Raw genomic sequence first — 26,999 nt, 5'->3', positions numbered from 1 at the left:
GATATGTTTAATCTCGATACCCTGGTAAGGGAAAACATAAAAAAACTGGTGCCTTATTCTACTGCCAGAGATGAGTTCAAAGGAGAAGCATCCATTTTCCTGGATGCGAATGAGAATAATTTCGGATCTCCGTTGCCGGTGAATTATAACCGCTATCCTGATCCGATGCAATGGCAGCTCAAATACAAAATTGCCGATATCAAAGGCGTGCCCCCGCAGAATATTTTTATTGGTCACGGCAGCGACGAAGCCATAGACGTGCTTTACCGCTCATTCGTAAATCCGGGTGTGGATAATGTAATTCTTTGTCCGCCTACCTATGGCATGTATGAAGTAAGCGCGCACATCAACGATGCTGTTATCCGCAAGGTAACGCTGACAGAAGATTTCCAGCTGGACATTCCCGCGCTGCAACAGGCCATAGATGCCAATACAAAGCTCATCTTCATCTGTTCTCCCAATAACCCTACCGGTAATTCTATTAACCGTTCGGATATTGAACTGCTGTTGAATAATTTTGATGGTATTGTAGTGATAGATGAAGCTTATATCAATTTCTCCCGTCAGAAAACCTTTATACAGGAACTCACCGAATATCCCAACCTCGTGGTGATGCAAACGCTGTCGAAGGCATGGGGACTGGCCGGACTCCGTATCGGGATGGCTTTTGCCAGTGAAGATATTGTGAACACCTTTAACAAGGTGAAACCTCCGTATAATATCAGCCAGGCCACCAATGAGCTGGCGCTCCAGGCATTGGAAAACGTAAGCCAGGTAAATGAATGGATCCGTGAAATAGTGATAGAACGCGACCTGCTCTCCGGCGCGCTGCTTCAGCTGCCGGAAGTACTGCACATTTATCCCAGCGACGCCAGCTTTATCCTGGTGAAAACCACCGATGCGAAAGGCATCTACAACTACCTTATTGAACAGGGAATTGTAGTACGTGACCGTTCCAAAGTAGAGCTGTGTATGGGTTGCCTGCGGATCACCATAGGCACGCCGGCTGAGAACCTGCGCCTGCTGGAAGTATTGAAATCTTTTAACCTGAAAACAGCCACAACAGCATCTGCATGAAACGAGTGCTCTTTATAGACCGCGATGGTACCCTGATTAAGGAAGTGCCGCCAACTTACCAGATCGATAGCCTGGACAAAATAGAGTTTTATCCCAAAGTATTTGTGAATATGGCGCGGATCGCCGCTGAGCTGGACTATGAGCTGGCAATGGTTACCAACCAGGATGGTTTGGGCACTGCCTCTTTCCCGGAAGATACCTTCTGGCCTGCGCAGAACATGATCATGAAAGCGCTTGAGAACGAAGGGATCAAGTTTGATGAGGTGTTTATTGACCGCTCTTTTCCGGCTGATAATGCGCCTACCCGCAAGCCCCGCACCGGTATGCTCACTAAATACCTGGATGGCAGCTATGATCTGGCCAACTCTTTCGTGATCGGCGATCGTATCACCGATGTGGAACTGGCAAAGAACCTGGGCGCAAAAGCTATCTGGATCAATGAAGGCTCCGGTTTGGGCAGCGCAGAAATCAGCGATAACACGGCCGCCCTGCAATCCGTGATTGCCCTTGAAACCACCGACTGGAACCGGATCTATGAGTTCCTGAAGCTGGGATTAAGAACGGTAACGCATGTACGTAAAACCAATGAAACAGATATCAATATAGAACTGAACCTGGATGGTACCGGTAAAGCGGATATTCATACCGGGTTGGGTTTCTTTGATCATATGCTCGACCAGATTGCCCGTCATGGCGCTATAGACCTGAAGATTACGGCTAAAGGCGACCTGCATATCGATGAGCACCACACCATAGAAGATACCGGTATTGCACTGGGAGAAGCCATTGCCAAAGGTTTGGGTGATAAACGTGGTATCGAAAGATACGGTTTCTGCCTGCCGATGGATGATTGCCTGGCCCAGGTGGGTATTGACTTTGGCGGTCGTAACTGGCTGGTATGGGATGCGGAGTTTAAAAGGGAAAAGATAGGGGAGATGCCAACCGAGATGTTCTATCATTTCTTCAAATCCTTCTCAGATGGCGCCAAAGCAAACCTGAACATTAAGGCAGAAGGTGAAAATGAGCATCATAAGATAGAAGCTATCTTTAAAACCTTTGCCAAGTCCATCAAAATGGCGGTAAAGCGGAATCCGGCCAATATGCAGCTGCCTTCTACCAAAGGGGTATTGTAGGACAGCGAAGATGCCACCACAAAAAAAATTTGCATTTTCTAAAAAAATGTTTCATTTTTGTTCTCGCTATGCAAAATATCATTACAAACAAACATTGGTGGTGGCACGGAATCAATTCCTGATCTGTGTTACAGTGCCATGTTTCGTTTAGAAATATATTTGGAAGGCCCGCTGTTACACAGCGGGCCTTCCGCTTTTTCAGCCCTTCCCTTTTTCAAATAAAACAAATACTTCACCCAATACATCATGCGTACCATCCAAGTAAAAACGAGATCCAAACAGATGCTGGCAGACATTTTCACGCCAGTGGGAATATATCTGCGGCTGCGCGATAAATTCCCGGGTTCTATCCTCCTTGAAAGCACTGACTACAGGGCCAGCGACAACAGTTATTCCTTTATTTGTGTGAAGCCTATTGCAGGTATCGAAGTAACTTCCACGTCGCACTTCGAGTTTAAATATCCGAACCTGCCTGTGGAAAAGAAAGAGCTGAAGAATAAGCAGCAGGTACTGGATGAAATGGAGAAGTTTCTGGGCAACTATTCTTTCACCGGCAAACACCCGGTACCAATGGCGCAGAGCCTTTTCGGCTATACTACTTTTGATGCCGTACAGTTCTTTGAAACCATTGAATTTAATAAGAAGAAACAACAGGCTGGTAACACCATCCCGCTGATGCGTTACCGCTACTATCAATATGTAATAGCGATCAATCACTTTAAAGATGAACTTTATCTTTGTGAAAACCAGGTAGAGGGCATCGACAGTGAGTTTGAACTACTGGAGTCGCTTATCCGGCACAAAGATTCCCCCGGGTATCCGTTTGCCACTACCGGAGAAGAGGAAAGCAATATGACGGACGCGGAATATATGCAGATGGTAGAACAAGGCAAACAACACTGCTTCCGCGGAGACGTTTTCCAGGTAGTACTTTCCAGAGCTTTCCAGCAATCCTTCAAAGGCGACGAATTCAACGTTTACCGCGCCCTCCGCTCCATCAACCCCTCTCCTTATCTCTTCTTCTTCGATTACGGCGATTACAAATTAATGGGTTCCTCACCGGAAGCACAGATCGTGATTACAGATGGCAAAGCCACTATTCACCCCATTGCTGGTACTTTCCGCCGTACCGGGGATGATGAACAGGATAAACTGCTGGCGAATAAACTGCTGGAAGATCCGAAGGAAAACGCGGAACACGTGATGCTGGTGGACCTGGCAAGAAATGACCTCAGCAGAAATGCCACAGAAGTGGAAGTAGCTTCTTACAGACAGGTACATTTCTATTCCCACGTAATTCACCTGGTAAGCGAAGTAACCGGAAAGGTAGATCCAAAGCTGAATCCCTTCACCCTCCTGGCTTCCTCCTTCCCGGCAGGTACGCTGTCCGGCGCACCAAAATACCGCGCTATGGAAATCATTGATCAGTATGAACCCACTGCGCGTGGCTTCTACGGCGGTTGCATCGGCGCTGTTGGTTTCAACGGCAACTTCAACCACGCCATCATGATCCGCTCCATACTCAGTAAAATGAATACCCTGTACTATCAGGCCGGCGCCGGTGTGGTAGCCAAATCGGTAGCTTCTTCGGAACTGGAGGAAGTGAACAACAAACTCAATGCGTTAAAACAAGCCATTCTGCTGGCACAAAAAATTTAGTATGAACATCCTCGTTTTCGATAACTACGATTCATTTACATATAACCTCGTTCATCTCGTGGAAAAAATCATCAACGGTAAAGTAACCGTGGTACGCAATGATGAAATTCCACTGGAAAAAGTAAACGACTACGATAAAATCATTTTATCGCCCGGCCCCGGTATTCCGGAAGAAGCTGGATTGTTACTGCCGCTGATCAAAGAATATGCACCCACCAAATCCATTTTTGGGGTATGTTTAGGTCAGCAGGCCATAGGACAGGCTTTTGGCGCTTCTCTTACCAACCTGAAAGAAGTATACCACGGCGTAGCTACCAATGTGAATATTATTAAAGAAGATGGACGGCTGTTTAACGGTTTACCACGACAAATACTCGCTGGCCGTTACCACTCCTGGGTAATCGACGAATCTACCCTGCCTGCGGAACTGGTGATCACCGCCAAAGATGAAGATGGTTTTATCATGGCGGTACAACATAACAAGTATGATGTGAGTGGCGTACAGTTTCACCCGGAAAGTGTGCTTACCCCGCAGGGAGAAAAGATTGTAAGAAACTGGTTAAGCCTGTAAGAACAACAGGACGCCCGTTTTAACATTATCGAACACCCAATCAGCAAAATTCTTCCAAAAATGAAAAAGATTCTTAACTACCTTTTTGAACATAAAACTTTCAGCCGCGAAGCTGCCAAAGACATCCTGATCAGCATTTCCAAAGGCATGTTCAATGAAAGCGAACTGGCTGCTTTCATGACCGTATATCTGATGCGCAGCATCACCATCGATGAGTTACTGGGCTTCCGTGATGCCTTGCTGGAACTCTGTGTACCGGTTAATCTCAACGGTTACGATGTACTGGATATCGTTGGTACTGGCGGGGATGCAAAAAATACTTTTAATATTTCTACCTTGTCGTGCTTTGTGGTAGCCGGCGCAGGCGCCAAAGTAGCCAAGCATGGCAACTATGGCGTATCTTCTGTAAGCGGCGCCTCCAATGTAATGGAGCTGGTGGGGTATAAATTCAAGAACGACGATGGCAAACTGAGAACAGAGCTGGAAGATTCGGGTATCTGTTTCCTCCACGCACCCCTGTTCCACCCGGCGTTGAAACATGTAGCAGGTATCCGTCGCCAGCTGGGTATCCGTACGTTCTTTAACATGCTCGGCCCCCTGGTGAATCCGGCGCTGGCCAAACATCAGCTGATCGGTGTGTACAGCCTGGAAATGGCGCGGGTATACAACTACCTGTTCCAGCAAACAGATAAGCAGTTTGTGATTGTTCACAGCCTCGACGGATATGATGAAATATCCCTCACAGCAGATACTAAAGTGATCACCAACAAAGGTGAACAGGACTGGACCCCGGAACAGCTGGGCAAACGTAAAGTTCACCAGGAAGATATTTACGGCGGTAACTCTACTGAAGAAGCCGCAAAGATCTTTATGAAGATTTTGAAAGGAGAAGGTACCTGGGCACAGAACTCCGTTGTTTTTGCCAACGCAGCAATGGGTTTGTACAGCCTCGGAAAATATAATTCGTATGAAGATTGCTTCGCCGCCGCGGTAGAATCCCTGGAGTCGGGCAGTGCACATAATGCGTTCAAAAAACTGATTGCTTTGCAGTCGTAGTACAGATAGTTTATCATGAAGAATATTTTAGCAGAAATTGTTGCTCATAAACACATCGAAGTAGCTGCCCGCAAGCTGCAGCGCAGCGCACAGGACCTGGAGCAGTCGCCGGCATTCCCGAGGGAAACCTTGTCGCTCCGCCATTTCCTGCAGCAACCGGAAAAAACGGGTATCATTGCGGAATTCAAGCGCCGCTCTCCTTCAAAGGGAGTGATCAATGGTGATGTTACCGTGCAACAGGTAACCACAGCGTATACCCGTTATGGCGCTTCCGGGCTGTCGGTACTCACCGATGAAAAATATTTCGGTGGTTCATCCGACGACCTGCAACAGGCGCGCAGCTTCAACCAGATCCCGATTCTGCGGAAAGATTTTGTGATAGATGAATACCAGATACTGGAAGCTAAGGCGATCGGTGCGGATGTAATACTCCTCATCGCCGAATGCCTGGATGCCGCGCAGGTAGCACACCTGGCAGCTTTTGCACATAACCTCGGACTGGAAGTGTTGCTGGAAGTACACAGTGAAGCGCAACTGGAAAAAGTAACTGAACATACTCACCTGGTAGGGGTGAATAACCGCGACCTGATCACTTTCCAGGTAGACTTTAACCGCTCCTGTGAACTGGCCCCGAAAATTCCGGCCGATAAAGTTAAAGTGGCAGAAAGCGGTATCAACGATCCTGCGGCTATTGTAACGCTGAAAGCCGCCGGATTCCAGGGATTCCTGATAGGCGAGCATTTCATGAAACAGGAAGATCCGGCACGTGCCTTTGAAAATTTTGTGCAAACACTCAACGACCTGCAGCATAAATCATAACACTATGCGTATTAAAGTTTGCGGTATTACCAGGATAAATGACTTGCAGGCGCTGGTAGATAACAGCGTTGACTACGCAGGGTTTATTTTTTACGAAAAATCCCCGCGTTTTGCCGGTAACAAAATAGATGCAAGATCGGTACGGGAAACCACCCGCATCAAGAAAGCAGGGGTGTTTGTAAATGCGCCGCTGGAGCAGATCCAGCGTACCGTGAGCGATTACGCACTGGACCTGGTGCAACTGCATGGCGATGAAACGCCGGAGTTTTGCGCTGCTGTCCGCACATTTATTCCGGTGGTAAAGGCTTTTCGTATAGGTGACAACGTTAACTGGCAAACCGAAGTAGCGCCTTTTATACCGGTAACGGATTATTTCCTCTTCGATACCGCGTCCGTAAAAGGCTATGGCGGTACCGGCGAAAGATTTAACTGGGAGCTGCTGGCTGCTTATCCTTTTGATCATCCCTTCTTTTTAAGCGGGGGCATTAGTGCAGATCAGGCAGCGGAAATATTGGAGATGCAGTTGCCGGCGTTGTTTGCTGCGGATGTGAACAGTAAGTTTGAAGACAGTCCGGGTGTGAAAAACATCCCGCTGGTAAAACAATTTGTGAAACAAATTCATTCATCAATAATAAAATAGACGGTCATGGATATTGCGATTAATACCGGCAACTCCAGGTATCAGGTGGATAAGAATGGCTATTATGGCAGATTTGGTGGGGCATACATCCCTGAGATGCTGTATCCCAACGTACAGGAATTACAGTCCCAATACCTCAGCATCCTCAGCGATCCTACTTTTCAGCAGGACTTTGAAGCCCTGCTGCGGGATTATGTAGGACGGCCTTCCCCTTTATATTTTGCCAAGCGGTTGTCTGAAAAATATAAAGCGAAAATTTATCTTAAGAGAGAAGACCTGAATCATACCGGCGCACATAAAGTAAACAATACTATCGGGCAGATCCTGCTGGCGCAACGACTGGGCAAACGCCGCATCATCGCTGAAACCGGCGCTGGTCAGCATGGTGTGGCTACAGCTACCGTGTGTGCACTCATGGGCATGGAGTGCGTGGTGTATATGGGCAGCATCGACATAGAAAGACAGGCGCCCAACGTAGCCCGTATGAAAATGCTGGGAGCCACCGTAGTACCGGCCACCAGCGGCAGCAAAACGTTGAAAGATGCTACCAACGAAGCAATCCGCGACTGGATCAATAACCCGGTAAATACCCACTATATTTTAGGTACCGCTGCGGGGCCGCATCCATATCCTGATATGGTGGCCCGTTTCCAGTCGGTGATCAGTGAAGAAATAAAAAAACAGCTCCTGGAGAAAACCGGCAGCGAAAATCCTGACTATGTACTGGCCTGTATCGGTGGCGGCAGCAATGCAGCCGGCGCCTACTTCCACTACCTTGACAGGGAAGAAGTGAAACTTGTAGCCGTAGAAGCTGGCGGAAAGGGCGTACACAGCGGGTTTTCCGCCGCTACCACGCAGCTGGGTACCATTGGTATTATCCATGCGAGTAAAACATTACTGATGCAAACCAACGACGGACAAATCGTGGAACCGCATTCCATTTCCGCAGGACTCGATTACCCCGGCATCGGACCGATGCATGCTCATTTATATGAATCGGGTCGCGCACAATTTCTGTCGGCTACCGATGATGAGGCACTCGCAGCGGCTTATGAACTGAGCCTGCTGGAAGGAATTATTCCTGCTATGGAATCGGCTCATGCCCTGGCTAAACTGAAAGACCTGCCCCTGAATACAGATGATGTAGTAGTGGTATGCCTTTCCGGCCGCGGTGATAAAGATCTGGATACCTATATCCGTCACATGAATAAATAAAATGGATTATGCAAAATCGTATTGATCAACTGTTTGCCGTTAAGCGGCACAACGTTTTAAATATATATTGTACGGCTGGTTTTCCAGAGTTAAATGACACCCTGCCGGTAATGACCGCGTTACAGCAGTATGGGGCGGATCTTATTGAACTGGGCATGCCCTTCTCCGATCCGCTGGCAGATGGCCCTGTGATCCAGGACAGCAGCACCAAAGCGTTGCAGAATGGAATGAGTCTTCACAAATTGTTTGAACAACTCACCAGCTTCAGGGATCGTATACAGGTGCCCGTTATCCTCATGGGGTATTTCAACCCGGTATTAACTTACGGTGTGGAAGCCTTTTGTGCAAAGTGTGCGGAAGTAGGGATAGATGGCATCATTGTGCCGGACCTGCCAATGGCTGAATATGAAAATGAATACAGACCTGTTTTTGAAAAGTATAACCTGCACCTGATTTTCCTGGTAACACCGGAAACCAGTGAAGAACGGATCCGTAAAATAGATAGTCTGAGTAAAGGTTTTATTTATGCGGTGTCTTCTTCCTCCACTACAGGAAAGGACAAGGATATGAAAGACCAGCAGGCTTATTTTGAGCGGCTGAAGCAGCTGCAGCTTAAAAACCCGGTTTTAATTGGTTTTGGTATAAAAGATAAAGCTACTTTTGAGGCAGCATCTGCATATGCCAATGGTGCTATTATTGGTACTGCTTTTATCAGGGCCATTGAGCACAGCAAAAATATTGACGAAACGGTGAAAACGTTTATTTCGGGAATAACTCAGTAATAACATGAAAACGGTTATCATAAAATATAACGCGGGTAATATCCGCTCTGTGCAATTCGCATTGGAGCGTTTAGGCGTAAACGGTACTGTTACGGATGATCACGAAGAGATCATGTCGGCGGACAAGGTGATTTTTCCCGGAGTGGGAGAAGCCAGCACGGCGATGCAGTACCTGAAAGAAAGGAAACTGGATGCTGTGATTGCCGGCCTGAAACAGCCGGTGCTGGGCATTTGCCTGGGGATGCAGCTGTTGTGTAAATATTCGGAAGAAAACGATACCAAATGCCTCGGTGTATTTGATGTGGATGTGAAACGTTTTCAGTCGCCGGTGGAAAACCTGCTGAAAATACCACAGATCGGCTGGAACAACATCACCGGTTTACATAGTGTAGTGTTCGAACACGTGCCGGAGAATTCCTACATGTATTTTGTGCATAGCTACTATGCCGCCCTCGGCGCAGATACGGTAGCCATCACTAATTACGTGATCAACTACAGCGCTGCTTTGCAGAAGGATAATTTTTATGCGGTACAGTTTCACCCGGAGAAATCCGCAGTAGCAGGCGCCCGTATTATTGAAAACTTTTTGAACCTGTAAGATGAATATCCGGAAAATCAGCGCAGATGATACGCTGCAGCTCCGCAGGGATGTGTTGTATCCCAATGAGTCGCTGGACGCTGTAAAAGTGGACCACGATGTAGATGGATTACACTTCGGCGTTTTTGACCAGGGACAGCTGGTAACAGTGGTATCCCTTTTCCTGGGCCGCGACAGTGCGCAGTTCCGCAAACTGGCTACAGCGCAGGCTGCACAGGGAAAAGGCTTTGGCGAAGCGATACTGGCGCATCTGGCGGATATCTGTAAAAAAGAAAAAATAAAACTGCTCTGGTGTAATGCCCGCGATACCGCAGTAACATTTTATGACAGGCTGGGCTACACAACGAAAGGGGATTACTTTATTAAAGGAGGAATTACTTTTGTTAGAATGGAACTGCCTTTGGATCAGCAAAACATGACTACTAAGAAATTTGAAATTATACCTGCTATCGATATCATCGGTGGTAAATGCGTAAGACTTACCCAGGGCGATTACAACCAGCAGAAAGTATACAACGAACATCCGCTGGAAGTGGCGAAGGAGTTTGAAGCTATCGGTGTTCGCCGCCTTCACCTGGTAGACCTCGACGGCGCCAAAAAAGGAGCGGTAGTAAACTGGAAAGTGCTGGAGAGCATTGCCGGGAAAACCAGTCTGGTAACGGATTTTGGAGGTGGTATTAAAACAGATAAAGACCTGGAGATTGTATTCCAAAGTGGCGCAGCGCTGGCTACCATTGGTAGTGTGGCCGTGAAGCAACCGGAACTCTTTTTCAGCTGGGTGAAGCAATACGGGGCAGATAAAATATTCCTGGGCGCTGATGTGAAGGAAGAAAAGATTGCGGTAGGCGGCTGGCTGGAAACAACCGAGTTATCTGTATTCGATTTCCTCGAAAGCAATATCGCGCGGGGCGTTACCAATATTTTTTGCACCGATATCGCTAAGGATGGCCTTTTACAGGGACCGTCAATTGATCTGTATAAAAAAATTATAGAACGCTTTCCGGGTATTAACTTTGTGGCCAGCGGCGGTGTAAGCAATATTGAGGATGTGGCAGCGCTGCAGGAAATTGGCTGTAGTGGCGCTATCATCGGTAAAGCGATCTATGAAGGTAACATCTCTATGGATGCATTAAAAACATTCCTGTAAACTATTAGCACATGTTGACCAAACGCATCATACCATGCCTGGATATCAAAGACGGCCGTACCGTGAAGGGCATCAATTTTGAAAATATCCGCGATGCCGGCGATCCCGTGGAACTGGGTGCTTTATATGCTTCACAGGGAGCAGATGAACTGGTGTTCCTGGATATAACGGCAACGAATGAACGGAGAAAAACGCTGGCGGAACTGGTAACAAACATAGCCCGTCATGTGAATATTCCGTTTACTGTTGGTGGCGGTATTTCTTCTGTAGAAGATGTTTACGTACTGCTGCAATCCGGTGCAGATAAGATTTCGGTGAATACCTCTGCTTTTAAGGATCCGGCGCTGGTAGACAGGCTGGCCCGCGAATTTGGCAGTCAGTGTATTGTACTGGCTATTGATACCCGCTTTGAGGACGGCGACTGGTACGTATACCTGAATGGCGGCCGCGTGAAAACGGATGTAAAAGCATTCGACTGGGCAAAAGAAGCAGTGGGTCGTGGGGCGGGTGAAATATTGCTCACCTCCATGAATAACGACGGTACGAAGAAAGGCTTTGCACTGGATATTACCGGGCAGCTGGCTCAGCACCTGAATGTACCTGTTATCGCTTCCGGCGGCGCTGGTACGATGGAGCATTTTACCGACGTTTTTGAAAACGCACAGGCAGATGCCGCACTCGCTGCGAGCATCTTCCACTATAAAGAAATAGAAATTCCTGCGCTCAAAACTTTTCTTTATAACAAAGGAGTGAACGTAAGATTTTAAGTGATACCTGAAACAAGTAAACAATGCAGATAGATTTTCAAAAGTCGCCCGATGGCCTGGTACCGGCCATTATACAGGACGCCATCACCAATAAGGTGCTGATGCTCGGTTATATGAACCGGGAGTCGCTGGAGAAAACCGTTTTGGATGGCAAGGTGACTTTTTTCAGCCGCTCAAAAAACCGTTTGTGGACAAAGGGAGAGGAGAGTGGTAATTTCCTGATGGTAAAAGACCTGATGGTAGATTGCGACCAGGATACGATTCTCATTAAAGCCAGTCCTGTAGGCCCGGTATGCCATACCGGCGCTGATACCTGTTGGGATGAAAAGAATGTAGACAACAACTTTCTTTCCACCCTGGAAAACATCATTACCGACCGGAAAAACAATCCTTCCGATAAATCTTATACTGCCAGTCTTTTTGCCAAAGGCATCAACAAAATTGCGCAGAAAGTAGGAGAGGAAGCTGTAGAAGTAGTGATTGAAGCCAAAGACAATAACGATGAGTTGTTCCTCAACGAATCTGCTGACCTGCTGTTCCATTACCTGATCCTTCTTCAGGCAAAGGGTTTCCAGCTGTCAGATGTTATATCGGTGTTAAAACAGCGGCATAAATAACCATCTGTTTTTAAATTGTCTTGCCCGGGATTAAACTGATTAAACTGATTTCGCTGATTTTATTTTTATTTATTAGGGGTTGATAACTAACTTATAAGCCCACTCATGAACAAAATCAAATCAGCGAAATCAGTTTAATCAGTTTAATCCTGGGCAAGACAATTTAAAAGCCGGCGAAGCCGGCAGCCATCTCCATAAAAAAATCTCTTCGTATATTACACCCCACTAACTAATTAAAATAATTCTTAATGAAACAGATTTTCCTGTTAGCCGCTGCGGTGTTGGTTTTCGCAGGTGCGAATGCCCAGCAGGTGTCGGGCATTGTGAGGGGAGGCAACGGCAAAACCATTTATCTTTTTAACGACCAGGATAATAACCCGGATGATTCGGCAGTGATAAAGAATGAGCAGTTCAGCTTCCGTGTGAAAGGTGGTAAGGAGCCTGCGGTGTATGCTTTGATATTGCAGGACGTAAATTACCCGTTGTTGTTTGTAACAGGGAACGAGCCGGTTCAGGTTACTACTTCTGTGGCTACTTATCCCATTGCTACTTCCGTAAAGGGAAATGAGAATACGCTGGCGATGCAGGAGTACCAGAAAGCATTTGAGCCATTGATCAAACAGGCGCAGGAGCTGAATGAGGAAGCAAAACAGATCAATCCTGAAGACGAGCCGGGAAAGAATGCCTTCCGTAAGAAAGCGGAAACTTTCAGCCGGGAAGTGGTGAATACCGGTAAACAGTTTATTACCTCGCATCCGAAGAGTATTGCCAGTATCTGGCTGATGATGAACGAACTGCGCAGCAGGCTGGAGCCCGAAGAGTTCAGGCAATTGTTTGAATCACTGGATAAGTCGGTGCAGGAAAGCCAGTACGGGCAGAGTGTAACCGCCTATGTAAAAAGTCTGAAAGCGAATGTGTTGAATGTGGCTGCAGACGATTTTTCGCAGGAGGATACCAAAGGGAAGCCGGTAAAATTATCATCTTTCCGTGGCAAGTATGTACTGGTTGATTTCTGGGCGAGCTGGTGTGGTCCGTGCCGCCAGGAGAATCCTAATGTAGTAAAGGCTTATAACAGGTTCAAGGATAAAAACTTCACCATTCTGGGCGTTTCGCTGGATGATAACCGGGACCGCTGGTTGCGGGCTATTGACCAGGACGGATTGGCCTGGACCCAGGTATCTGATTTGCGTGGCTGGGGCAATGAAGTAGCCGTGCAGTATGGCGTTCAGTCTATTCCTACCAACTTCCTCGTAGATCCCGCCGGGAAAATTATTGCCCGCAATCTGCGTGGGGAAGAGCTGGAGGCAAAGCTGGAGCAGTTGCTAAAATAGCCGCTTATCAAAATCAGGTTGTTAATGACCGGCGGATTTTACAAATTTGTTATTCGTAAAACAAAAACCAATGAAAAAAGCGATTATAGGTGTTGCCCTTTTAGTGCCGGCGCTGATGTTTGCCCAGGATAAGAAAGGCGCGGCTGCAGGCAAACCATATACTATACAGGGAACTGTTTCCCAACAGCAGAATCCTGCTACTGTTTACCTCCGGATGCGTAAGGGCGGTGAGAACTTCATGGATAGTGCGCAGATCAAAGACGGTAAATTTACCTTTAACGGCACCCTGGAAGAAGCTGGTTTGGCCAGCCTGATGCTGGTGCAGAAAGGCACAGAAAAACCAATGTCGATGGGACGTGATATGCTGGCGGTTTTCCTGGACAAAGGCGTTATCACTATCAGCACTACTGATTCTATCAGCAAAGCTACTGTTACCGGTTCTAAAGCAAATGACGATTATAAAAATCTGAATGAGCTGCTGAAAGATGTAAATGAGAAAAGCGCTGCTTTGCAGAAACAATACCGCGAACTGGCAAAGAATAAAGACGAAGAAGGGATTAAGAAACTGGAAGCAGAATATGACGCGTTAGACGTAGAAGAGAAAAAGATCGAGAACGATTTTCTTTCTAAAAACACCAACTCTCCGATTGCGATGTTCCTGTTAAACCAGGTAGCCGGTTATGATATAAAACCAGCTGAAGTTACACCGCTGTTCAAGAAATTAAGCAAGGAAGCAAAGAATTCACCTTCCGGTAAGGAATTCTCCAAACGTCTCGAATCTGCCCGTAAAACGGCTGTTGGTCAGCCTGCCATTGAATTTGCCCAGGCAGATGCCAGTGGTAAAGATATCAGCCTGTCGTCTTTCCGCGGTAAATATGTACTGGTTGATTTCTGGGCCAGCTGGTGCGGCCCCTGCCGTGCAGAAAACCCTAACGTGGTAAAAGCATATGATAAATTCAAATCCAAAGGCTTTGAAATCCTCGGCGTTTCCCTGGATGACAAAAAAGACAAGTGGCTGGCGGCTGTTGATGCAGACAAGCTCACCTGGACGCATGTATCTGATCTGAAAGGCTGGAAGAATGCAGCAGCAGACCTTTACGGCGTTCGCGCCATCCCGCAGAATGTATTGATCGATCCTAAAGGAAAGATCGTAGCCAAAAACCTGCGTGGTGATGAACTGGCCTCCAAGCTGGAAGAGATATTGAAATAATAATTTCCTCCGGGAGAAATATATTAAGAGGTGCAAAGGTTCCATCCTTTGCACCTCTTTCTTTTTTAACAATCCTGCCCGCTGAAATCATCTTTCTGAAAAAATATTTGTTTATCTACGAAACTTTCGTAGATTTACGAAAGAATCGTAATTCAAAAATATTCATTGCTATGGAAAAACTGACCCAGCAAGAAGAAACGGCCATGCTGGCTATCTGGAAAGTAGGGAAAGGTTTTGTGAAAGACTTCCTGGAAGCGCACAGCGCTCCGGCGCCCCCATATACTACATTAGCTTCCACCATCAAGAACCTGGAGAAAAAAGGATTTGTGGAAAGCAGGAAGGTGGGTAACGTATATGAATACACGCCTGTTATGGAAGAAGCAGCTTATAAACAGAAGTTTATGAATGGCTTTGTGAAAGACTATTTCGAGAACTCGTATAAAGAGCTGGTGTCTTTTTTCGCCAAAGAGAAAAAGATCAGTCCAGCTGAGTTAAAGGAAATTATCAACATGATAGAAAAAGGTAAATAATAAAATTACGGCTATGGTACCTGCTATTTTAATATACCTCTTAAAGGCAAATATCGCGCTTACGTTATTTTTTCTCGCTTACCGCTTTGGTTTGCGCAGGCTTACCTTTTATACCGGGAACCGGTTGTTCCTGCTTACCGGTATTGCTTTTTCATCCTTGTTTCCCTTAATTCCCATTGATGCGTTTGTAAACAGGCATGAGGTGCTGGCGGATAACGTGATGACCTATGTGCCGGATCTTGCCGGCTGGCAGGCGCCTGCACCGGTGTTTACCATCTGGACATTGCTGGTGTATATCTTCTGGACAGGTGTATCTGTAATGGCTATACGTTTTTGTTTCCAGTTATTGTCGTTATGGAAGATACACCGGAGCTCGCAGCGCAGGGAAATAGCCGATATCCCTGTACAGGTGCTGCAGCAACCCGTGAATCCTTTTTCTTTCTTCCGGAATATTTATATCAATCCTGTGCTGCATCAGCCGGAGGAGCTGCCGGCTATACTGCGTCATGAAAAAGTGCATGTACAGCAATGGCACAGTGTGGATGTGGTATTGGGAGAACTCAACAACATTTTTTACTGGTTCAATCCCGGCGCATGGCTCATGAAAACAGCCATCCGTGAAAACCTGGAGTTTATAACAGACAGGTACCTGCTAAAGCATGGCGTGGATAAAACCGCCTATCAATACAATTTAATTAAAGTAAGTGGGATCCCATATGCGACGGCCATCGCAAACAATTTCAATTTCTCACATCTAAAAAACAGGATCATCATGATGAACAGCAAAAAGTCATCACGTTATCAAATGGCGCGTTACCTGGTATTAGGACTACTGGTAGGGGGAACCGTTTTGTCGCTCAACTACACAAAGGCGCCTTCCGTTAATCCTTTTATCAGCAGTATCATTAAAGATACCGTACCACCGCCACCACCTCCGCCCGCGCCGCCCAAAGCACCGCGGCCACCTGCGCCACCCAAAGTGAAACAGTCACCACCTGCGCCGCCGAGGGTAATAAAAGATACCCTGGCACCTGTGCAAAAGGAAGGGAATGTAATCAGGCTTCGGGATGTGGATCCGGATAAAGCCCCGCTCTACATAGTAGATGGTAATCCAGTGGAATCAATGGAAGGCATTTCCCCGGATAATATCGAATCTATCAGCGTGTTGAAAGACAAATCAGCTACTGCAATTTATGGTCCCCGGGCAAAGAACGGTGTGATCCTGATTACCATGAAGAAGGATGTAAGGGTTGTACCGGCAACGGATACTGACCACAGCGCTGTTAAAGTGGTTGGATTCAAGACTGGTATTAATACCAACGGTAATGGTGTTCAAACGCTTCCGGCTAATGTATTACTGGTGGTAGACGGCAAAAAAATTACCCAGGAAGAAGCTAACAACATACCTGCTTCTTCTATCAAAGAAGTAAATGTTTACAAAGGAGGCAAAGCTACTATTTACAAAGGGGAAGCGCATCCGGAAGGTGTAGTAGTGATCACCACCAAAGCCAATCCGGGCGGAACAGTGAATCCAGGGGGTGTGATAAGGGTAGAATCTGATACCGTTATCGTAAAGTAATAAAGGCAACAGCCTATCTCACAAAAAGCCACGGTCCGCCACCGTGGCATTTTTGTTTCTGCACAACATTATTCCGCGGCAGCTGTTTATATAGGACTAACAATTCAACCGCTTATGTTACAGAAAGGCGAAACTGCTCCTGATTTCACATTGGAAGCCACTCCGGAAAGGAAGGTACATTTAAAGGACCTGCGTGGAAAAAATGTTATCCTGGCCTTTTACCCGGCCGACTGGAGTCCCGTATGCAGCGATCAGATGACGCTGTACAATGAAATGCTTCACTACTTTGAAAAGTACAATGCTGTGCTATTGGGTATTTCCGTAGATGGCGCCTGGTGCCATCACGCGTTTGCCAGCGCCCGCCAGATCCACTTCGACCTGCTCTCCGATTTTGAGCCGAAAGGCGCGGTTTCCATTGCTTACGGCGTATATGAGGAGAAGTTTGGCGTAAGCAAACGTGCGTTATTTGTAATAGATGCCAACGGCATCATTCAATGGAGCTATTTATCGCCGGTGAACGAAAACCCGGGCGCAGATGGTATCCTGGAAGCCCTGGAAAATCTCAAAAATAACTGATATGCCTACACTGATCCCACCGGTAAACGCATTGGACCATGTCCTCGGTGCGCCCGATGCCACTATCGAACTGGTTGAATATGGCGACTTTCAATGCCCTTTCTGCCGGGAGGCTTTTTTCGTGGTAAAAGAACTGCAGGAACGTTTTGCCCGCCAGCTCCGGTTTGTATTCCGCAATTTTCCATTGTCTGAAGCCCATGAATATGCGATGGATGCCGCATTGGCAGCAGAAGCCGCCGCTAAACAGAACCGTTTCTGGGAAATGCATGATGCCATTTACAACCGTCAGCCCGAATTAAATGAAGCCCTGTTGTTAACACTGGCAAAAGAAGTGGGGCTGGATCTGCAGCGATTCACAGAAGACATGGAGGCGCCCAAACTGCTGAGCAGGGTGGAGGCCGACTTTGAAAGCGGTGTTCGCAGCGGCGTAAACGGCACGCCTACTTTTTATGTAAACGGCAAACGCTATAACGGCGACTACCGTGAACTATCTTCAGTTTTGGTCAAGTGAACGCACGCAGCGGAAACCCAGGTTCGCCAAACCGGATTCAGGTGTGCTTTTCATGCGTGCCGACACCCGGTATCCCCGGCAATATTCGTCACTGCACATAAAGGAACCTCCCCGGATTACGCGCTTGGCCTGGCCCGGATCGTCCGGATCAAACCCTGCTGCCGGTCCCGCCGGATTCTTCACTCCTTTTTCTCCCTGGATATAATAATTGGCATCGTACCAGTCTTCACACCATTCCCACACATTGCCGGACATGTCGTATAACTGGTAACCGTTAGGGCTATACGATTTCACCGGGGCGAGACCGTAGTAGCCATCTGTTTTGGTATTATTGTAAGGGAAATTACCATTCCAGGTATTGGCTTTGGGCTTGCCGCTGGTTAAGGCTTCGGTTCCCCAGGGATATATTTTGCCCGACAGGCCGCCACGTGCTGCATATTCCCATTCTGCCTCCGTAGGAAGGCGTTTCCCGGCCCATTTGGCGTAAGCCTGTGCATCCAGCCACGACACCTGTGTAACGGGCTCATTTTCCCGCTTATCGATGTTGCTGGCTGGTCCTTCAGGATGCTGCCAGGTAGCACCTGCCACAAAAGACCACCACTGGGAAATATCATTGAAAGGAACCGCATGATCAGGAGGCGTGAATACCAGCGCTCCCGGCATCATCATGCTTGCCAATGCAGCGCTGTCGGGTTCCGGTGTTCCGGGCGGCAGGCTGGCCAGCAATTCTTCTTTACTGATAGGCTTTTCCGCAGTAGTTACATATCCTGTTGCGGCTACAAATCGTGCAAATTCGGCATTGGTTACTTCATGTTCATCCATCCAGAAACCGGCAATATCCACGGTGTGTTTAGGATATTCATCTGCCATACCGGTGGAGTCGTCGGCGCCCATTGTAAAAGTACCTGCCGGTACCAGTACCATTTTATTCAGCGAATCCTTTCCGGCAGCAGCTGGTTCCTGCTTCCCCGGATTCCCCGCGCAGGCGCTCAGAAATGCAAAGCCAAGCAATAGGTTTATCTTAAACATATAATATTTGTCTATCAATTTAGTAGGCTTTCAAAAATAATATATTAAAACAGCTTTTGCGAAATTTTCACCATCGCCTGTCCGGCCGCAAATGTCCCGTTAACAATTATATAATTAAATTTCCACGAAAACTGTTGTAAACTGCATGCTGTTTCGGGAGGCATTTGCCCCCGGTTACAGGTATTGCATATGCAAACAACTGCCATACCCTTTACCCGAAAGGATTTCGGGGATGATTTTCTCTGGGGGGTTACTATTTCCGCATTTCAGAATGAAGGTGCCTTCAATACCGATGGCAAAGGACCCTCTATTTGGGATACTTTCTCCGGCCGTAAAGGAAAGATCAAAGATAAAAGTCACGCACAGGTAGCCACCGATTTTTACAACCGCTATACACAGGATATACTGCTGGCAAAGCTATTGGGCTTTTCCGTGTTCCGTTTTTCACTGTCGTGGTCGCGCATCATGCCTAAAGGCACGGGTGCGGTGAATCCGGCGGGGATCGACTTTTATCACCGGGTAATAGATGCGTGCCTGGAGCTGGGGCTGGAGCCTTATGTAACGCTTTATCACTGGGATTTGCCCCAGGCGCTGGAGCATAAAGGCGGCTGGAGCCACCGGGGTGTTGTTTTTGCTTTTGAAGAATTTGTACGGGTATGCGCCCGCGAATTCGGGAATAAAGTGAAGAACTGGATTGTGATGAATGAGCCTTTCGGCTTTACGGCCCTGGGTTACATGCTTGGTGTACATGCACCGGGCAAGTTTGGGCTCTCCTGGTTTTTGCCGGCCGTGCATCATGCAGTGATGGCACAGGCGGAAGGTGGACGCGTGCTACGGGAAGAAGTTGCCGGCGCCAATATCGGCACGGCGCTGTCCTGCTCACAGATTATCCCTAATAGCAACAGCGACGCCGACCTGATGGCGGCGCGTCGTGCAGATGCACTGTTTAACCGCCTGTTCCTGGAACCTTCGCTGGGAATGGGATACCCGGTAACGGATTTTCCGTTGCTCAAACGTATTGAACGCCGGTACGCCCTGTGGCGCGACTGGGACCGGCTGGCCTTTGATTTTGATTTTATTGGTGTGCAGAATTATTTCCCGCTGGTAGTAAAGTACAACACTTTTATGCCGGTGGTGAGAATCTCCGAAGTGAAGGCCCGGTACAGGAATGTGCCGTTAACAGGACTGGGTTGGGAAATTAACGGCAACGGGTTATACGAAATTCTCCGCCAGTTTGCCGGTTACAAAGGTGTAAAAAAACTGATCGTTACCGAAGGGGGAGCCGCCTTCCAGGATATACCCGGCGCCGATGGCCGGATAGCAGATACTGCACGCATCAGCTATTTCCAGGAATATCTTGCAGCGGTGCTGAAAGCAAAAAAGGAAGGGATTCCGGTAGATGGTTATTTCGCCTGGACCCTTACCGATAATTTTGAGTGGGCAGAAGGCTACCGCGCCCGCTTTGGCCTTGTGTACGTAAATTTTGATACGCAGCAGCGAATGATCAAAGACTCCGGCTACTGGTTCCGGGAGTTGTTGTCGGCGGAGAAAGAATTGTAGGAATCGCCGAAGGCGATTCCTACCCACTATTGCGCTAATCGTTTAAAGAACCAGATATCCCTTAAGCTGAAGTTAAATACAGCATTTACGTATGTTTCCTTCACCAGCGCAGTGCCTTCTTTGCCGCGTTGTCCGGCTTCCAGACCAACATAATACCTTAGCTGACCATTTTTATTGGGGAGTGATACGCCCAATGTACCGGAGATATCAGTGATTTGTGTGCTGCCCACTACCAGCGGGGTTTTATTATAAGCAAATCCCGCCTGTAACACGGCTCCTTCAAAGCTCTGGTTATAGTACTGCCGTTTAATCGTATATTCTACACCGGTAGAATACCGTTCTCCATCCTGGTAGCGGTAGGTAGCGCCTTTTTCATTCAATGAGTTCCACAGCGAGTGCCGGTAATCTGCTACCCAGGTAATGGTACCGTTGGTAAGACTCAAACCTGCACCATATTCTGCGGGCAGGGTAAAGAAAGAAGGGTCTTCATCTTTCTGGTATAGCGAAGTGCCGTCCTGGTTAACAATATTCAGTTTTTCCTGGAGCTTCATCGTTGTTTCGAAGCGGTAAGTGGCGCCCAGTCCGAGTTGCCAGTCCTTGCCTATTTTTCCTGCATATTGTGCGCCTGCTGTAAAGTTAGGTTTGAATCCGTATTTGTTATGTTGTGTTTGTAAGGAGTCAGAACCAATATATTGGGTAGTATTCAGCGGTCCGAATAAGAAGGCGGTAGATACGCCGGCGGAGAAATTTTTGCTGATCTGGAAACCGTTGGAGATATAGGCCCGGTTAAATCCACCGGTGCCGGTAGTGGTGGCGGTTACAGGGGTGCCTGTGCCGGTTACAAACTGTTGGTTTTCCAGTTTGTAATCGATGCTGCTGAAGGGTGTAATACCTGCGCCGATGCCCCACCATTTGGCTGCTTTGAATCCGAGTGCGAGCCGTTTAAAATTAATATCCCCGGCGCTTTGTGAAATATTGTTGCCGCTGTAATTTATCTGCTGTGCTTTCAGCGACACGTCAAACATAAAGTTTTGCGGAGGCAGTGCGCTGTAGGAGGCGGGATTCAGTTCGTTGAGGTAACCGGAATGCCTGCGGCCGATGCCGGTGCTTCCCAGCCCGAAATTGCGGCTGTAATCCCTCGATTCCAGGTCGCCTATGCCATAGGCAGAGTAAATGGAATTGAGGCCGCGTTGTGCTTTTACAGTGGCTGTGCACAACAGGAGTATGATTAATCCGCTATATATTTTTATTCGCATGAGTATCCTTTATTTATACAACAGATAGTATAACTGTATTTTAAGCTGGTTTTGAGTATTCTTCTGATCACCTGTAACCAGCCGGTCCAGCGTTGTTCTGCTGTCTGTAGCACTTGGTGTAAGCAGGAGGCCGCGGGAGTTGACGTCGCTGACGGTTTGTTCTTTTGTTACATAGCTGGTAATGTCGAAAGTGTAGTTGGTGTTTTTATCATACAGTTTATCTACAGTCAGTTGACCATAAGTAAGGGTATCTGTTACATCGTTCAGTTTATTTACTTCGCACAGCGCCATTCTTGGTGGCAGGCGGCTATCTGTATAAGTGCCCAGCACAGGTTTGAGCGTCATATATACTTTCATTATTTTAAAGAACTGCCCCATGTACACAAGGTTTTTGATATAGGGGATATCTATTCGTGTAGCCGATCCGGTGATAGGTTGTGTGAATACCCTGTTGCCGGTGCTGGCAGAGGAAAGTTCTTTAACGTTGCCGGTAAGCGGCGCCAGTGGCGTGCCGGTATGATCCGCTACTACCTGGTTGAATTGCAGGTTAGACGCCTGCATTTTAAAATCAACGTATTTAACAGTGGTGATGATTTCGTTAACATGATAGTATAACCGCATCACGAGGGAGCTGTCGGTTGCGCTAAATCCGCTAACGGCTTTACTGTTGGGGCCACCTCTCACATTCAGTCCTTTAAAGAATTCCAGGAAGGTATTATTGGCAGTGATGTCCGGGCTTTTATCGCGCAGCATGCCAAACAGTTGGGCGCCCAGCTGATCGGACATATGCAGGGTAACGGTTTTGTCGGTACCCGGCCTGATAATGCCGCTGAAACTGCCTATCGGCGTGCTTTCTGTGGAGAAGCTGCTGTTGTTATACAGGTAGTAGAAATTTTTTGCGGTTTGTATGGTAGATGTTACCCGGTATACCTGGAGATCCTGTGGTATGGTGGAGTCGCCGGCGATATAGCCGTTAGGACGCATTATCAATACCATAGAATCGTATGCGGAGCCATTCACCGGGATCTCTACTGCAGCGGGTTGCGCAATCTGGAAATAGGATTGTATGGTGGCGGTGCCAAACAGCGGGTCCACTCTTTTCCCGGCCAGTAATACTTCAGCCCCGGAAGTGGGTACAGAATCCTGCTGCACGGTTTTCACATTTACAGTGAGCGTGTCGGTCAGGATGTAATCCGTATTCTGATTATTATCTACAACATTATTATAGGTAAACCCGGTTTTTTGGCAGGAAGAAACAGCCGCCACCAGTAAAAGTGCGGGGAGGTATCTGCGTATACCTCCTGCTGAACGCCTGAAAAATAAGTGATACATGGTATTGTTCATGGTGCGCAATTTTAGACAGGATCAATACTTTCAGTTCCTTTAATATGCCAACGGCCAAAATTCATCGATGAATAACGAAATATATCCTTTATGCCGCCAATAGCGCAGCAACAGGCATTTCAGCCGAAAGAAACCAACTGGTAGATGAAATAACGGTATCCGTCCGTTAAAAACAGGGGAACAGCTATTTCCTGTTTGCGGGAATGCTCCTGCGGATAATTTTGGCGCTAGTAAAAAGAACATGCTAATGCGATATTTAAAAGGTTATAGTTTATTATTGATGGCTTCCCTGGCGGCCTGTTCGAAAAGTTCAGATACCACTACGCTGGTGGGGAACTGGATGAAGCGCTCTCAATACGAAGGCGTGGCCAGGAGCTCGGCAGCTTCCTTCGTAATTGATAATAAAGCCTACGTAGGTACCGGCTATGATGGAACGGAAAGATTACAGGACTTCTGGGTATACGATGTGGATCTGAACCAGTGGACGCAGATAACCTCATTCCCCGGTGTAGCGAGGAATGGAGCCGTTGGCATGGCAATGGCCGGTAAAGGTTATGTGGGTACCGGTTACGACGGATTAAATAAGCTGAACGACTTTTACGAATACGATCCGGTTGCCAAAACCTGGACCAAAAAAGCCAACTTTAAAGGAACGGCCCGTTACGGCGCAGTGGCTTTTGCACTGAACGACAAAGGTTTTATTACCACCGGTTATGATGGCAACTGGTTAAAGGATAACTGGAAATTTGATCCTACTGCTCCGGATGCTACAGCGTGGACGCAGGTAGAAAGTATGAACAGCGGAAAGAGAACAGATGCTTCTGCTTTTGTGATCGGTAACAAAGCCTACGTTTGCATGGGTACTGCCAACGCAGCTAATGTAACCGACTTCTATTCATTCGACGGAACTACCTGGACTACCCTCAACCCGATCGCCAACGTAAACGACGATAGTTTTGATGATGACTATAACTTTGCAGGCAGCTCTGCTGCCGCTTTCTCCATGAAAGGCAAAGGCTATATCGTTTCAGGTATTAAAGGCGGCTATTCCGCCGCTGTATGGGAATACACGCCGGGTACTGACCGCTGGGTACAGAAAACCGATTTTGAAGGAGCTGCCCGCTCTGGAGCGGTTGGCTTTAGCCTGAAAGACCGTGGCTTCGTTGGACTGGGCGCCAGTTCCAGCCTGTCGCTCGATGATTTATGGGAATTTGATCCAAATGCAGAGTACAACAAAAATGACTAAACGTAATATCATTATCGTAGCTGGTATTGCCGTGATCGTACTGGCTTTTGTAGTGGGGAAATCTTACCGGCAAACCACACCCGGCCCCGGGTCGGATATGGTTCCGGTAGTAGTGGTGCCCTTTGAGATAAACAACGGATGGGGATACAGGGTAAATGTAGATGGACATACCTATATCTACCAGGATGTGATACCCGCTATTCCCGGTAATCATGTGTTCAGATCAAGAGAGGAGGCAATGCGTGTAGGGCAGGTGGTAGCAACGAAGTTGACACAACATAAAATACCATCGGTATCACGGCAGGAATTAATAGCCATGCAGATACCGGAAGCGCAATAGATTGTGAATGTGTTTTGTATGCAGGCTTTGTCTTTCACAGTTTTTTTACTGAGAAAGACAAAGCCTGTATATGCCTGTTTTTAAGCTGTTTTTAATTTCTTTATTAAATTTAACAAACCCTTATATCGGATTAACAAATTTTAACACAAGCCTAACCCTATCTGGTGTAAGTTTATCGCATCAAACAAAGTGATGCTAAATTTTAAACGGATTATCAAAAGTCGTCCCTTCCTCATTTCACTGCACATCCTTGGCTGGGCGTGCTTTCTGTTTTTCCCATTTTTTATTTATCGCATCCAGATTCTGCATACAGGTTTCTTTATAAAAGAACTCATTGATAACCTGTTTCTCATCGGTATTTTTTATCTCAATATATATGTACTGATCCCCCGTTTTTTTAACGGGAAAAAGATTGCCATCTATCTCAGCAGCATCGTTTTACTGATCGTTTTTATCACGGCGCAACAGGCGGTTTTAAATTATTATTTCTTCCGGAATTATGCGCGCGGGCCACATCCGATGATGACGATACGCATGGATAGAAAATTTAACAAATCAGAAGTAACATCCGACGACTTTCCACCGTTTCACCGTCGTCGTATGATGATAAGGGAGAGATTGATGGGGGCAGACGCGCAGGCTATCCCCGCCAGGCAGGTAACAGAGGGAAAATCGGTCACCAACGATACCGCCGGTGTTGCCGTTGCAGGTATTGCCGCTGCTCCTCCGCTGCCCGGAGTGCCAATGTTGGAGCCGGATGCACCAACTATCCTGGAGTACCTGTTTTTTCCGGAAGTGCTGCGGAGGTCCGGATTTTTTGCACTGCTCATGTTGTTTATGAGCGGATTTATCAAGATTGCCCTGGAATGGTTTAAAAGCGAGAAACAACGGGAAGAGCTGAAAGTGGAAAAATTAAATGCGGAATTAAAATTTTTAAAGTCGCAGATTAATCCTCACTTCCTTTTTAACTGTCTAAATACTATTTACTCGCTGGCTCATAAACAATCGGCGCAAACAGAACATGCCATTCTGAAGTTGTCAACCATAATGCGTTATATGATCTATGAGTCCAATGAAGCCCGGGTATTGCTGTCGCACGAACTGAAATACCTTCATGATTACATTGAAATACAACGTTTGCGGTTACCAAAGGATATAGAGATCAATTACCAGTTAAGCGGCAACGCGGATGGGGTAGAAATAGAACCGATGCTGCTGGTGCCTTTTGTGGAAAACGCCTTTAAACACGGGATCAGTTATACCGAAGATTCCTTTATAGATATAGATATTGCTACAACTGAAAATATGATCAGATTAACAGTTAAGAACAGTCACTTTAAAGAACGGGTAGCCGAAAGGGGAGGAATTGGCCTGGACAACGTATTAAAACGATTGGCATTGCTCTACGAGCATGAACATGAGATTGATATCACGGAAACCGAGAACCAATTTATTGTTGATCTTAAAATTGCGTTGAAAAAATGATAAAGTGTATTGCAGTGGATGACGAGCCGCTGGCGCTGGAAATCATGGAAGACTACATCCGTAAGGTTCCTTTTCTGACCCTGGCAGGTAAATTCGAAAACGCGGCCACCGCGTTACGCTTCATCCAGGATGAACCGGTAGACCTGGTATTCCTCGATATCAAAATGCCTGATATTACAGGAATCCAGTTCCTGAAGTCCCTTAAATACCCACCAATGGTAGTGTTTACCACTGCCTACGGAGAGTATGCCCTGGATGGCTTTAACCTGGATGTGGTAGACTACCTCCTGAAACCCGTGCCTTTTGAACGCTTTCTGAAGGCCGCGGCCAAAGCCAGCGAAACATGGTCTGCTACCCAGCAGAAAAATGTAAGCGCCGGCAACAACGCCATCCCTATGGATGCCGCATGGGTAAATGACTACATCTTCATAAAAACAGAATACAAGATCATCAAGATCAATCTGGAAGACATTCTTTTCATCGAAGCACTGAAAGACTATACGAAGATCTATACACAAAACCTGCCGGTACTCACACTACGCAGCCTGAAATCATTTGAAACCCGTTTACCGGCCGATAAATTTATCCGGGTACACCGGTCGTACCTGGTTTCCCTTAACAAAATCAACTGCGTGGAAAAGAATACCGTGATGATCGCCAACCAGTCGATCCCTATTTCAGATGGGTACCGCGACCGGTTCTATGACGTGATTAACAGAAATTCATAATATATTTTCCCTACGGGAGATGTACATTAAAAGGTGGACAACGCGCTTCAACTGGTTTGGCGTGTTGTCTACCTTTTAAATTTCCGCTTATAAAAAACCAAAATCAAAAATCCCAAAATTTTCGGAACTTCGCTACCTTTTAAGACCACCAACCACCATTAATTATTTATTCTTTTATCAAAAACCACCAAAC

Annotated in this window: 27 protein-coding genes; 24 read left to right on the top strand and 3 right to left on the bottom strand. The window is 47.0% G+C overall.

Annotated elements, in window-relative coordinates; translation table 11 throughout:
• The first annotated feature begins 3 nt into the window (after window positions 1–3).
• The 19 genes from hisC to B5Z18_RS16390 all read left to right on the top strand — a co-directional run bounded on the left by hisC (window position 4) and on the right by B5Z18_RS16390 (window position 17,818).
• Window positions 4–1,077, top strand: a complete 1,074-nt coding sequence (gene hisC / locus B5Z18_RS16480) for a histidinol-phosphate transaminase (RefSeq protein ID WP_079470583.1) — start codon at window positions 4–6, stop codon at window positions 1,075–1,077.
• The gene (gene hisB / locus B5Z18_RS16475) at window positions 1,074–2,210 is read left to right on the top strand and encodes a bifunctional histidinol-phosphatase/imidazoleglycerol-phosphate dehydratase HisB (protein WP_079470582.1); all 1,137 of its coding nucleotides are present in this window, start codon (window positions 1,074–1,076) and stop codon (window positions 2,208–2,210) included. Before hisC ends, hisB begins: the two co-directional genes overlap by 4 nt.
• Before the next feature lie 246 nt (window positions 2,211–2,456).
• Entirely contained in the window at window positions 2,457–3,869 is a 1,413-nt protein-coding gene (locus tag B5Z18_RS16470; RefSeq protein ID WP_079470581.1) for an anthranilate synthase component I family protein, read from the top strand.
• Between the two features lies 1 nt (window position 3,870).
• Window positions 3,871–4,440 (top strand): anthranilate synthase component II, encoded by a 570-nt coding sequence (locus tag B5Z18_RS16465; protein ID WP_079470579.1) that lies wholly within the window; start codon window positions 3,871–3,873, stop codon window positions 4,438–4,440.
• Between the two features lie 60 nt (window positions 4,441–4,500).
• Window positions 4,501–5,496 (top strand): anthranilate phosphoribosyltransferase, encoded by a 996-nt coding sequence (gene trpD, locus B5Z18_RS16460; protein WP_079470578.1) that lies wholly within the window; start codon window positions 4,501–4,503, stop codon window positions 5,494–5,496.
• Window positions 5,497–5,511: 15 nt separating this feature from the next.
• Window positions 5,512–6,315, top strand: a complete 804-nt coding sequence (trpC, locus tag B5Z18_RS16455; RefSeq protein WP_079470577.1) for an indole-3-glycerol phosphate synthase TrpC — start codon at window positions 5,512–5,514, stop codon at window positions 6,313–6,315.
• Between the two features lie 4 nt (window positions 6,316–6,319).
• The gene (locus tag B5Z18_RS16450) at window positions 6,320–6,955 is read left to right on the top strand and encodes a phosphoribosylanthranilate isomerase (RefSeq protein WP_079470575.1); all 636 of its coding nucleotides are present in this window, start codon (window positions 6,320–6,322) and stop codon (window positions 6,953–6,955) included.
• A gap of 6 nt (window positions 6,956–6,961) precedes the next feature.
• A complete protein-coding gene (trpB, locus tag B5Z18_RS16445) occupies window positions 6,962–8,170 on the top strand; it encodes a tryptophan synthase subunit beta (protein WP_079470573.1) in 1,209 nt (402 codons plus the stop codon).
• Window positions 8,171–8,178: 8 nt separating this feature from the next.
• Entirely contained in the window at window positions 8,179–8,952 is a 774-nt protein-coding gene (gene trpA, locus B5Z18_RS16440; RefSeq protein WP_079470572.1) for a tryptophan synthase subunit alpha, read from the top strand.
• Between the two features lie 4 nt (window positions 8,953–8,956).
• Window positions 8,957–9,550, top strand: a complete 594-nt coding sequence (gene hisH, locus B5Z18_RS16435; protein ID WP_079470571.1) for an imidazole glycerol phosphate synthase subunit HisH — start codon at window positions 8,957–8,959, stop codon at window positions 9,548–9,550.
• Between the two features lies 1 nt (window position 9,551).
• A complete protein-coding gene (gene hisA, locus B5Z18_RS16430) occupies window positions 9,552–10,697 on the top strand; it encodes a 1-(5-phosphoribosyl)-5-[(5-phosphoribosylamino)methylideneamino]imidazole-4-carboxamide isomerase (RefSeq protein WP_079470570.1) in 1,146 nt (381 codons plus the stop codon).
• Between the two features lie 11 nt (window positions 10,698–10,708).
• Window positions 10,709–11,464 carry an imidazole glycerol phosphate synthase subunit HisF gene (hisF, locus tag B5Z18_RS16425; RefSeq protein ID WP_079470569.1) on the top strand — a complete coding sequence of 252 codons (756 nt, stop codon included), beginning with the start codon at window positions 10,709–10,711 and terminating at the stop codon, window positions 11,462–11,464.
• Between the two features lie 23 nt (window positions 11,465–11,487).
• Complete coding sequence (gene hisIE, locus B5Z18_RS16420) at window positions 11,488–12,081, top strand: bifunctional phosphoribosyl-AMP cyclohydrolase/phosphoribosyl-ATP diphosphatase HisIE (RefSeq protein ID WP_079470568.1); 594 nt, start codon at window positions 11,488–11,490, stop codon at window positions 12,079–12,081.
• 248 nt (window positions 12,082–12,329) lie between these two features.
• Window positions 12,330–13,412 (top strand): AhpC/TSA family protein, encoded by a 1,083-nt coding sequence (locus B5Z18_RS16415; protein ID WP_079470567.1) that lies wholly within the window; start codon window positions 12,330–12,332, stop codon window positions 13,410–13,412.
• 70 nt (window positions 13,413–13,482) lie between these two features.
• On the top strand, window positions 13,483–14,622 hold the full coding sequence (locus B5Z18_RS16410) for an AhpC/TSA family protein (RefSeq protein WP_079470566.1): 1,140 nt from the start codon (window positions 13,483–13,485) through the stop codon (window positions 14,620–14,622).
• Between the two features lie 170 nt (window positions 14,623–14,792).
• The gene (locus tag B5Z18_RS16405) at window positions 14,793–15,152 is read left to right on the top strand and encodes a BlaI/MecI/CopY family transcriptional regulator (RefSeq protein ID WP_079470564.1); all 360 of its coding nucleotides are present in this window, start codon (window positions 14,793–14,795) and stop codon (window positions 15,150–15,152) included.
• Between the two features lie 13 nt (window positions 15,153–15,165).
• Window positions 15,166–16,731: a M56 family metallopeptidase gene (locus B5Z18_RS32995; RefSeq protein WP_079470562.1), complete on the top strand. Its 1,566-nt coding sequence runs from the start codon at window positions 15,166–15,168 to the stop codon at window positions 16,729–16,731.
• A gap of 114 nt (window positions 16,732–16,845) precedes the next feature.
• Window positions 16,846–17,307 carry a redoxin domain-containing protein gene (locus tag B5Z18_RS16395; RefSeq protein ID WP_079470561.1) on the top strand — a complete coding sequence of 154 codons (462 nt, stop codon included), beginning with the start codon at window positions 16,846–16,848 and terminating at the stop codon, window positions 17,305–17,307.
• Between the two features lies 1 nt (window position 17,308).
• Window positions 17,309–17,818: a DsbA family protein gene (locus B5Z18_RS16390; RefSeq protein WP_079470560.1), complete on the top strand. Its 510-nt coding sequence runs from the start codon at window positions 17,309–17,311 to the stop codon at window positions 17,816–17,818.
• Here B5Z18_RS16390 and B5Z18_RS16385 read toward each other — a convergent pair.
• A complete protein-coding gene (locus B5Z18_RS16385) occupies window positions 17,801–18,847 on the bottom strand; it encodes a formylglycine-generating enzyme family protein (RefSeq protein WP_079470559.1) in 1,047 nt (348 codons plus the stop codon). The two genes, B5Z18_RS16390 and B5Z18_RS16385, sit on opposite strands and share 18 nt — an antisense overlap.
• A gap of 189 nt (window positions 18,848–19,036) precedes the next feature.
• On the opposite strand from B5Z18_RS16385, the gene B5Z18_RS16380 reads away from it, so the two are divergent.
• The gene (locus B5Z18_RS16380; RefSeq protein WP_079470558.1) at window positions 19,037–20,407 is read left to right on the top strand and encodes a GH1 family beta-glucosidase; all 1,371 of its coding nucleotides are present in this window, start codon (window positions 19,037–19,039) and stop codon (window positions 20,405–20,407) included.
• A gap of 26 nt (window positions 20,408–20,433) precedes the next feature.
• Here B5Z18_RS16380 and B5Z18_RS16375 read toward each other — a convergent pair whose 3' ends face one another.
• Window positions 20,434–21,663 (bottom strand): BamG family beta-barrel-assembly machinery protein, encoded by a 1,230-nt coding sequence (locus B5Z18_RS16375; RefSeq protein ID WP_079470557.1) that lies wholly within the window; start codon window positions 21,661–21,663, stop codon window positions 20,434–20,436.
• A 9-nt stretch (window positions 21,664–21,672) separates the two neighbouring features.
• Window positions 21,673–23,007 (bottom strand): DUF4270 family protein, encoded by a 1,335-nt coding sequence (locus B5Z18_RS16370; protein WP_079470556.1) that lies wholly within the window; start codon window positions 23,005–23,007, stop codon window positions 21,673–21,675.
• A 247-nt stretch (window positions 23,008–23,254) separates the two neighbouring features.
• On the opposite strand from B5Z18_RS16370, the gene B5Z18_RS16365 reads away from it, so the two are divergent.
• The 4 genes from B5Z18_RS16365 to B5Z18_RS16350 all read left to right on the top strand — a co-directional run bounded on the left by B5Z18_RS16365 (window position 23,255) and on the right by B5Z18_RS16350 (window position 26,806).
• Window positions 23,255–24,253, top strand: a complete 999-nt coding sequence (locus tag B5Z18_RS16365; RefSeq protein ID WP_200817289.1) for a Kelch repeat-containing protein — start codon at window positions 23,255–23,257, stop codon at window positions 24,251–24,253.
• Window positions 24,246–24,593, top strand: coding sequence for a DUF4907 domain-containing protein (locus B5Z18_RS16360; protein WP_159454329.1), 348 nt, complete (start codon window positions 24,246–24,248; stop codon window positions 24,591–24,593). Before B5Z18_RS16365 ends, B5Z18_RS16360 begins: the two co-directional genes overlap by 8 nt.
• Window positions 24,594–24,785: 192 nt before the next feature.
• Complete coding sequence (locus B5Z18_RS16355; RefSeq protein WP_079470553.1) at window positions 24,786–26,078, top strand: sensor histidine kinase; 1,293 nt, start codon at window positions 24,786–24,788, stop codon at window positions 26,076–26,078.
• Window positions 26,075–26,806 (top strand): LytR/AlgR family response regulator transcription factor, encoded by a 732-nt coding sequence (locus B5Z18_RS16350; RefSeq protein WP_079470552.1) that lies wholly within the window; start codon window positions 26,075–26,077, stop codon window positions 26,804–26,806. The genes B5Z18_RS16355 and B5Z18_RS16350 overlap by 4 nt, the downstream gene beginning before the upstream one ends.
• Window positions 26,807–26,999: the final 193 nt, after the last annotated feature.

This window comes from Chitinophaga ginsengisegetis (assembly GCF_900168065.1).
Classification (GTDB): domain Bacteria; phylum Bacteroidota; class Bacteroidia; order Chitinophagales; family Chitinophagaceae; genus Chitinophaga; species Chitinophaga ginsengisegetis.
Note: the sequence above shows the minus strand (reverse complement) of the source record. Positions and strands in the feature narration are given on the sequence as shown.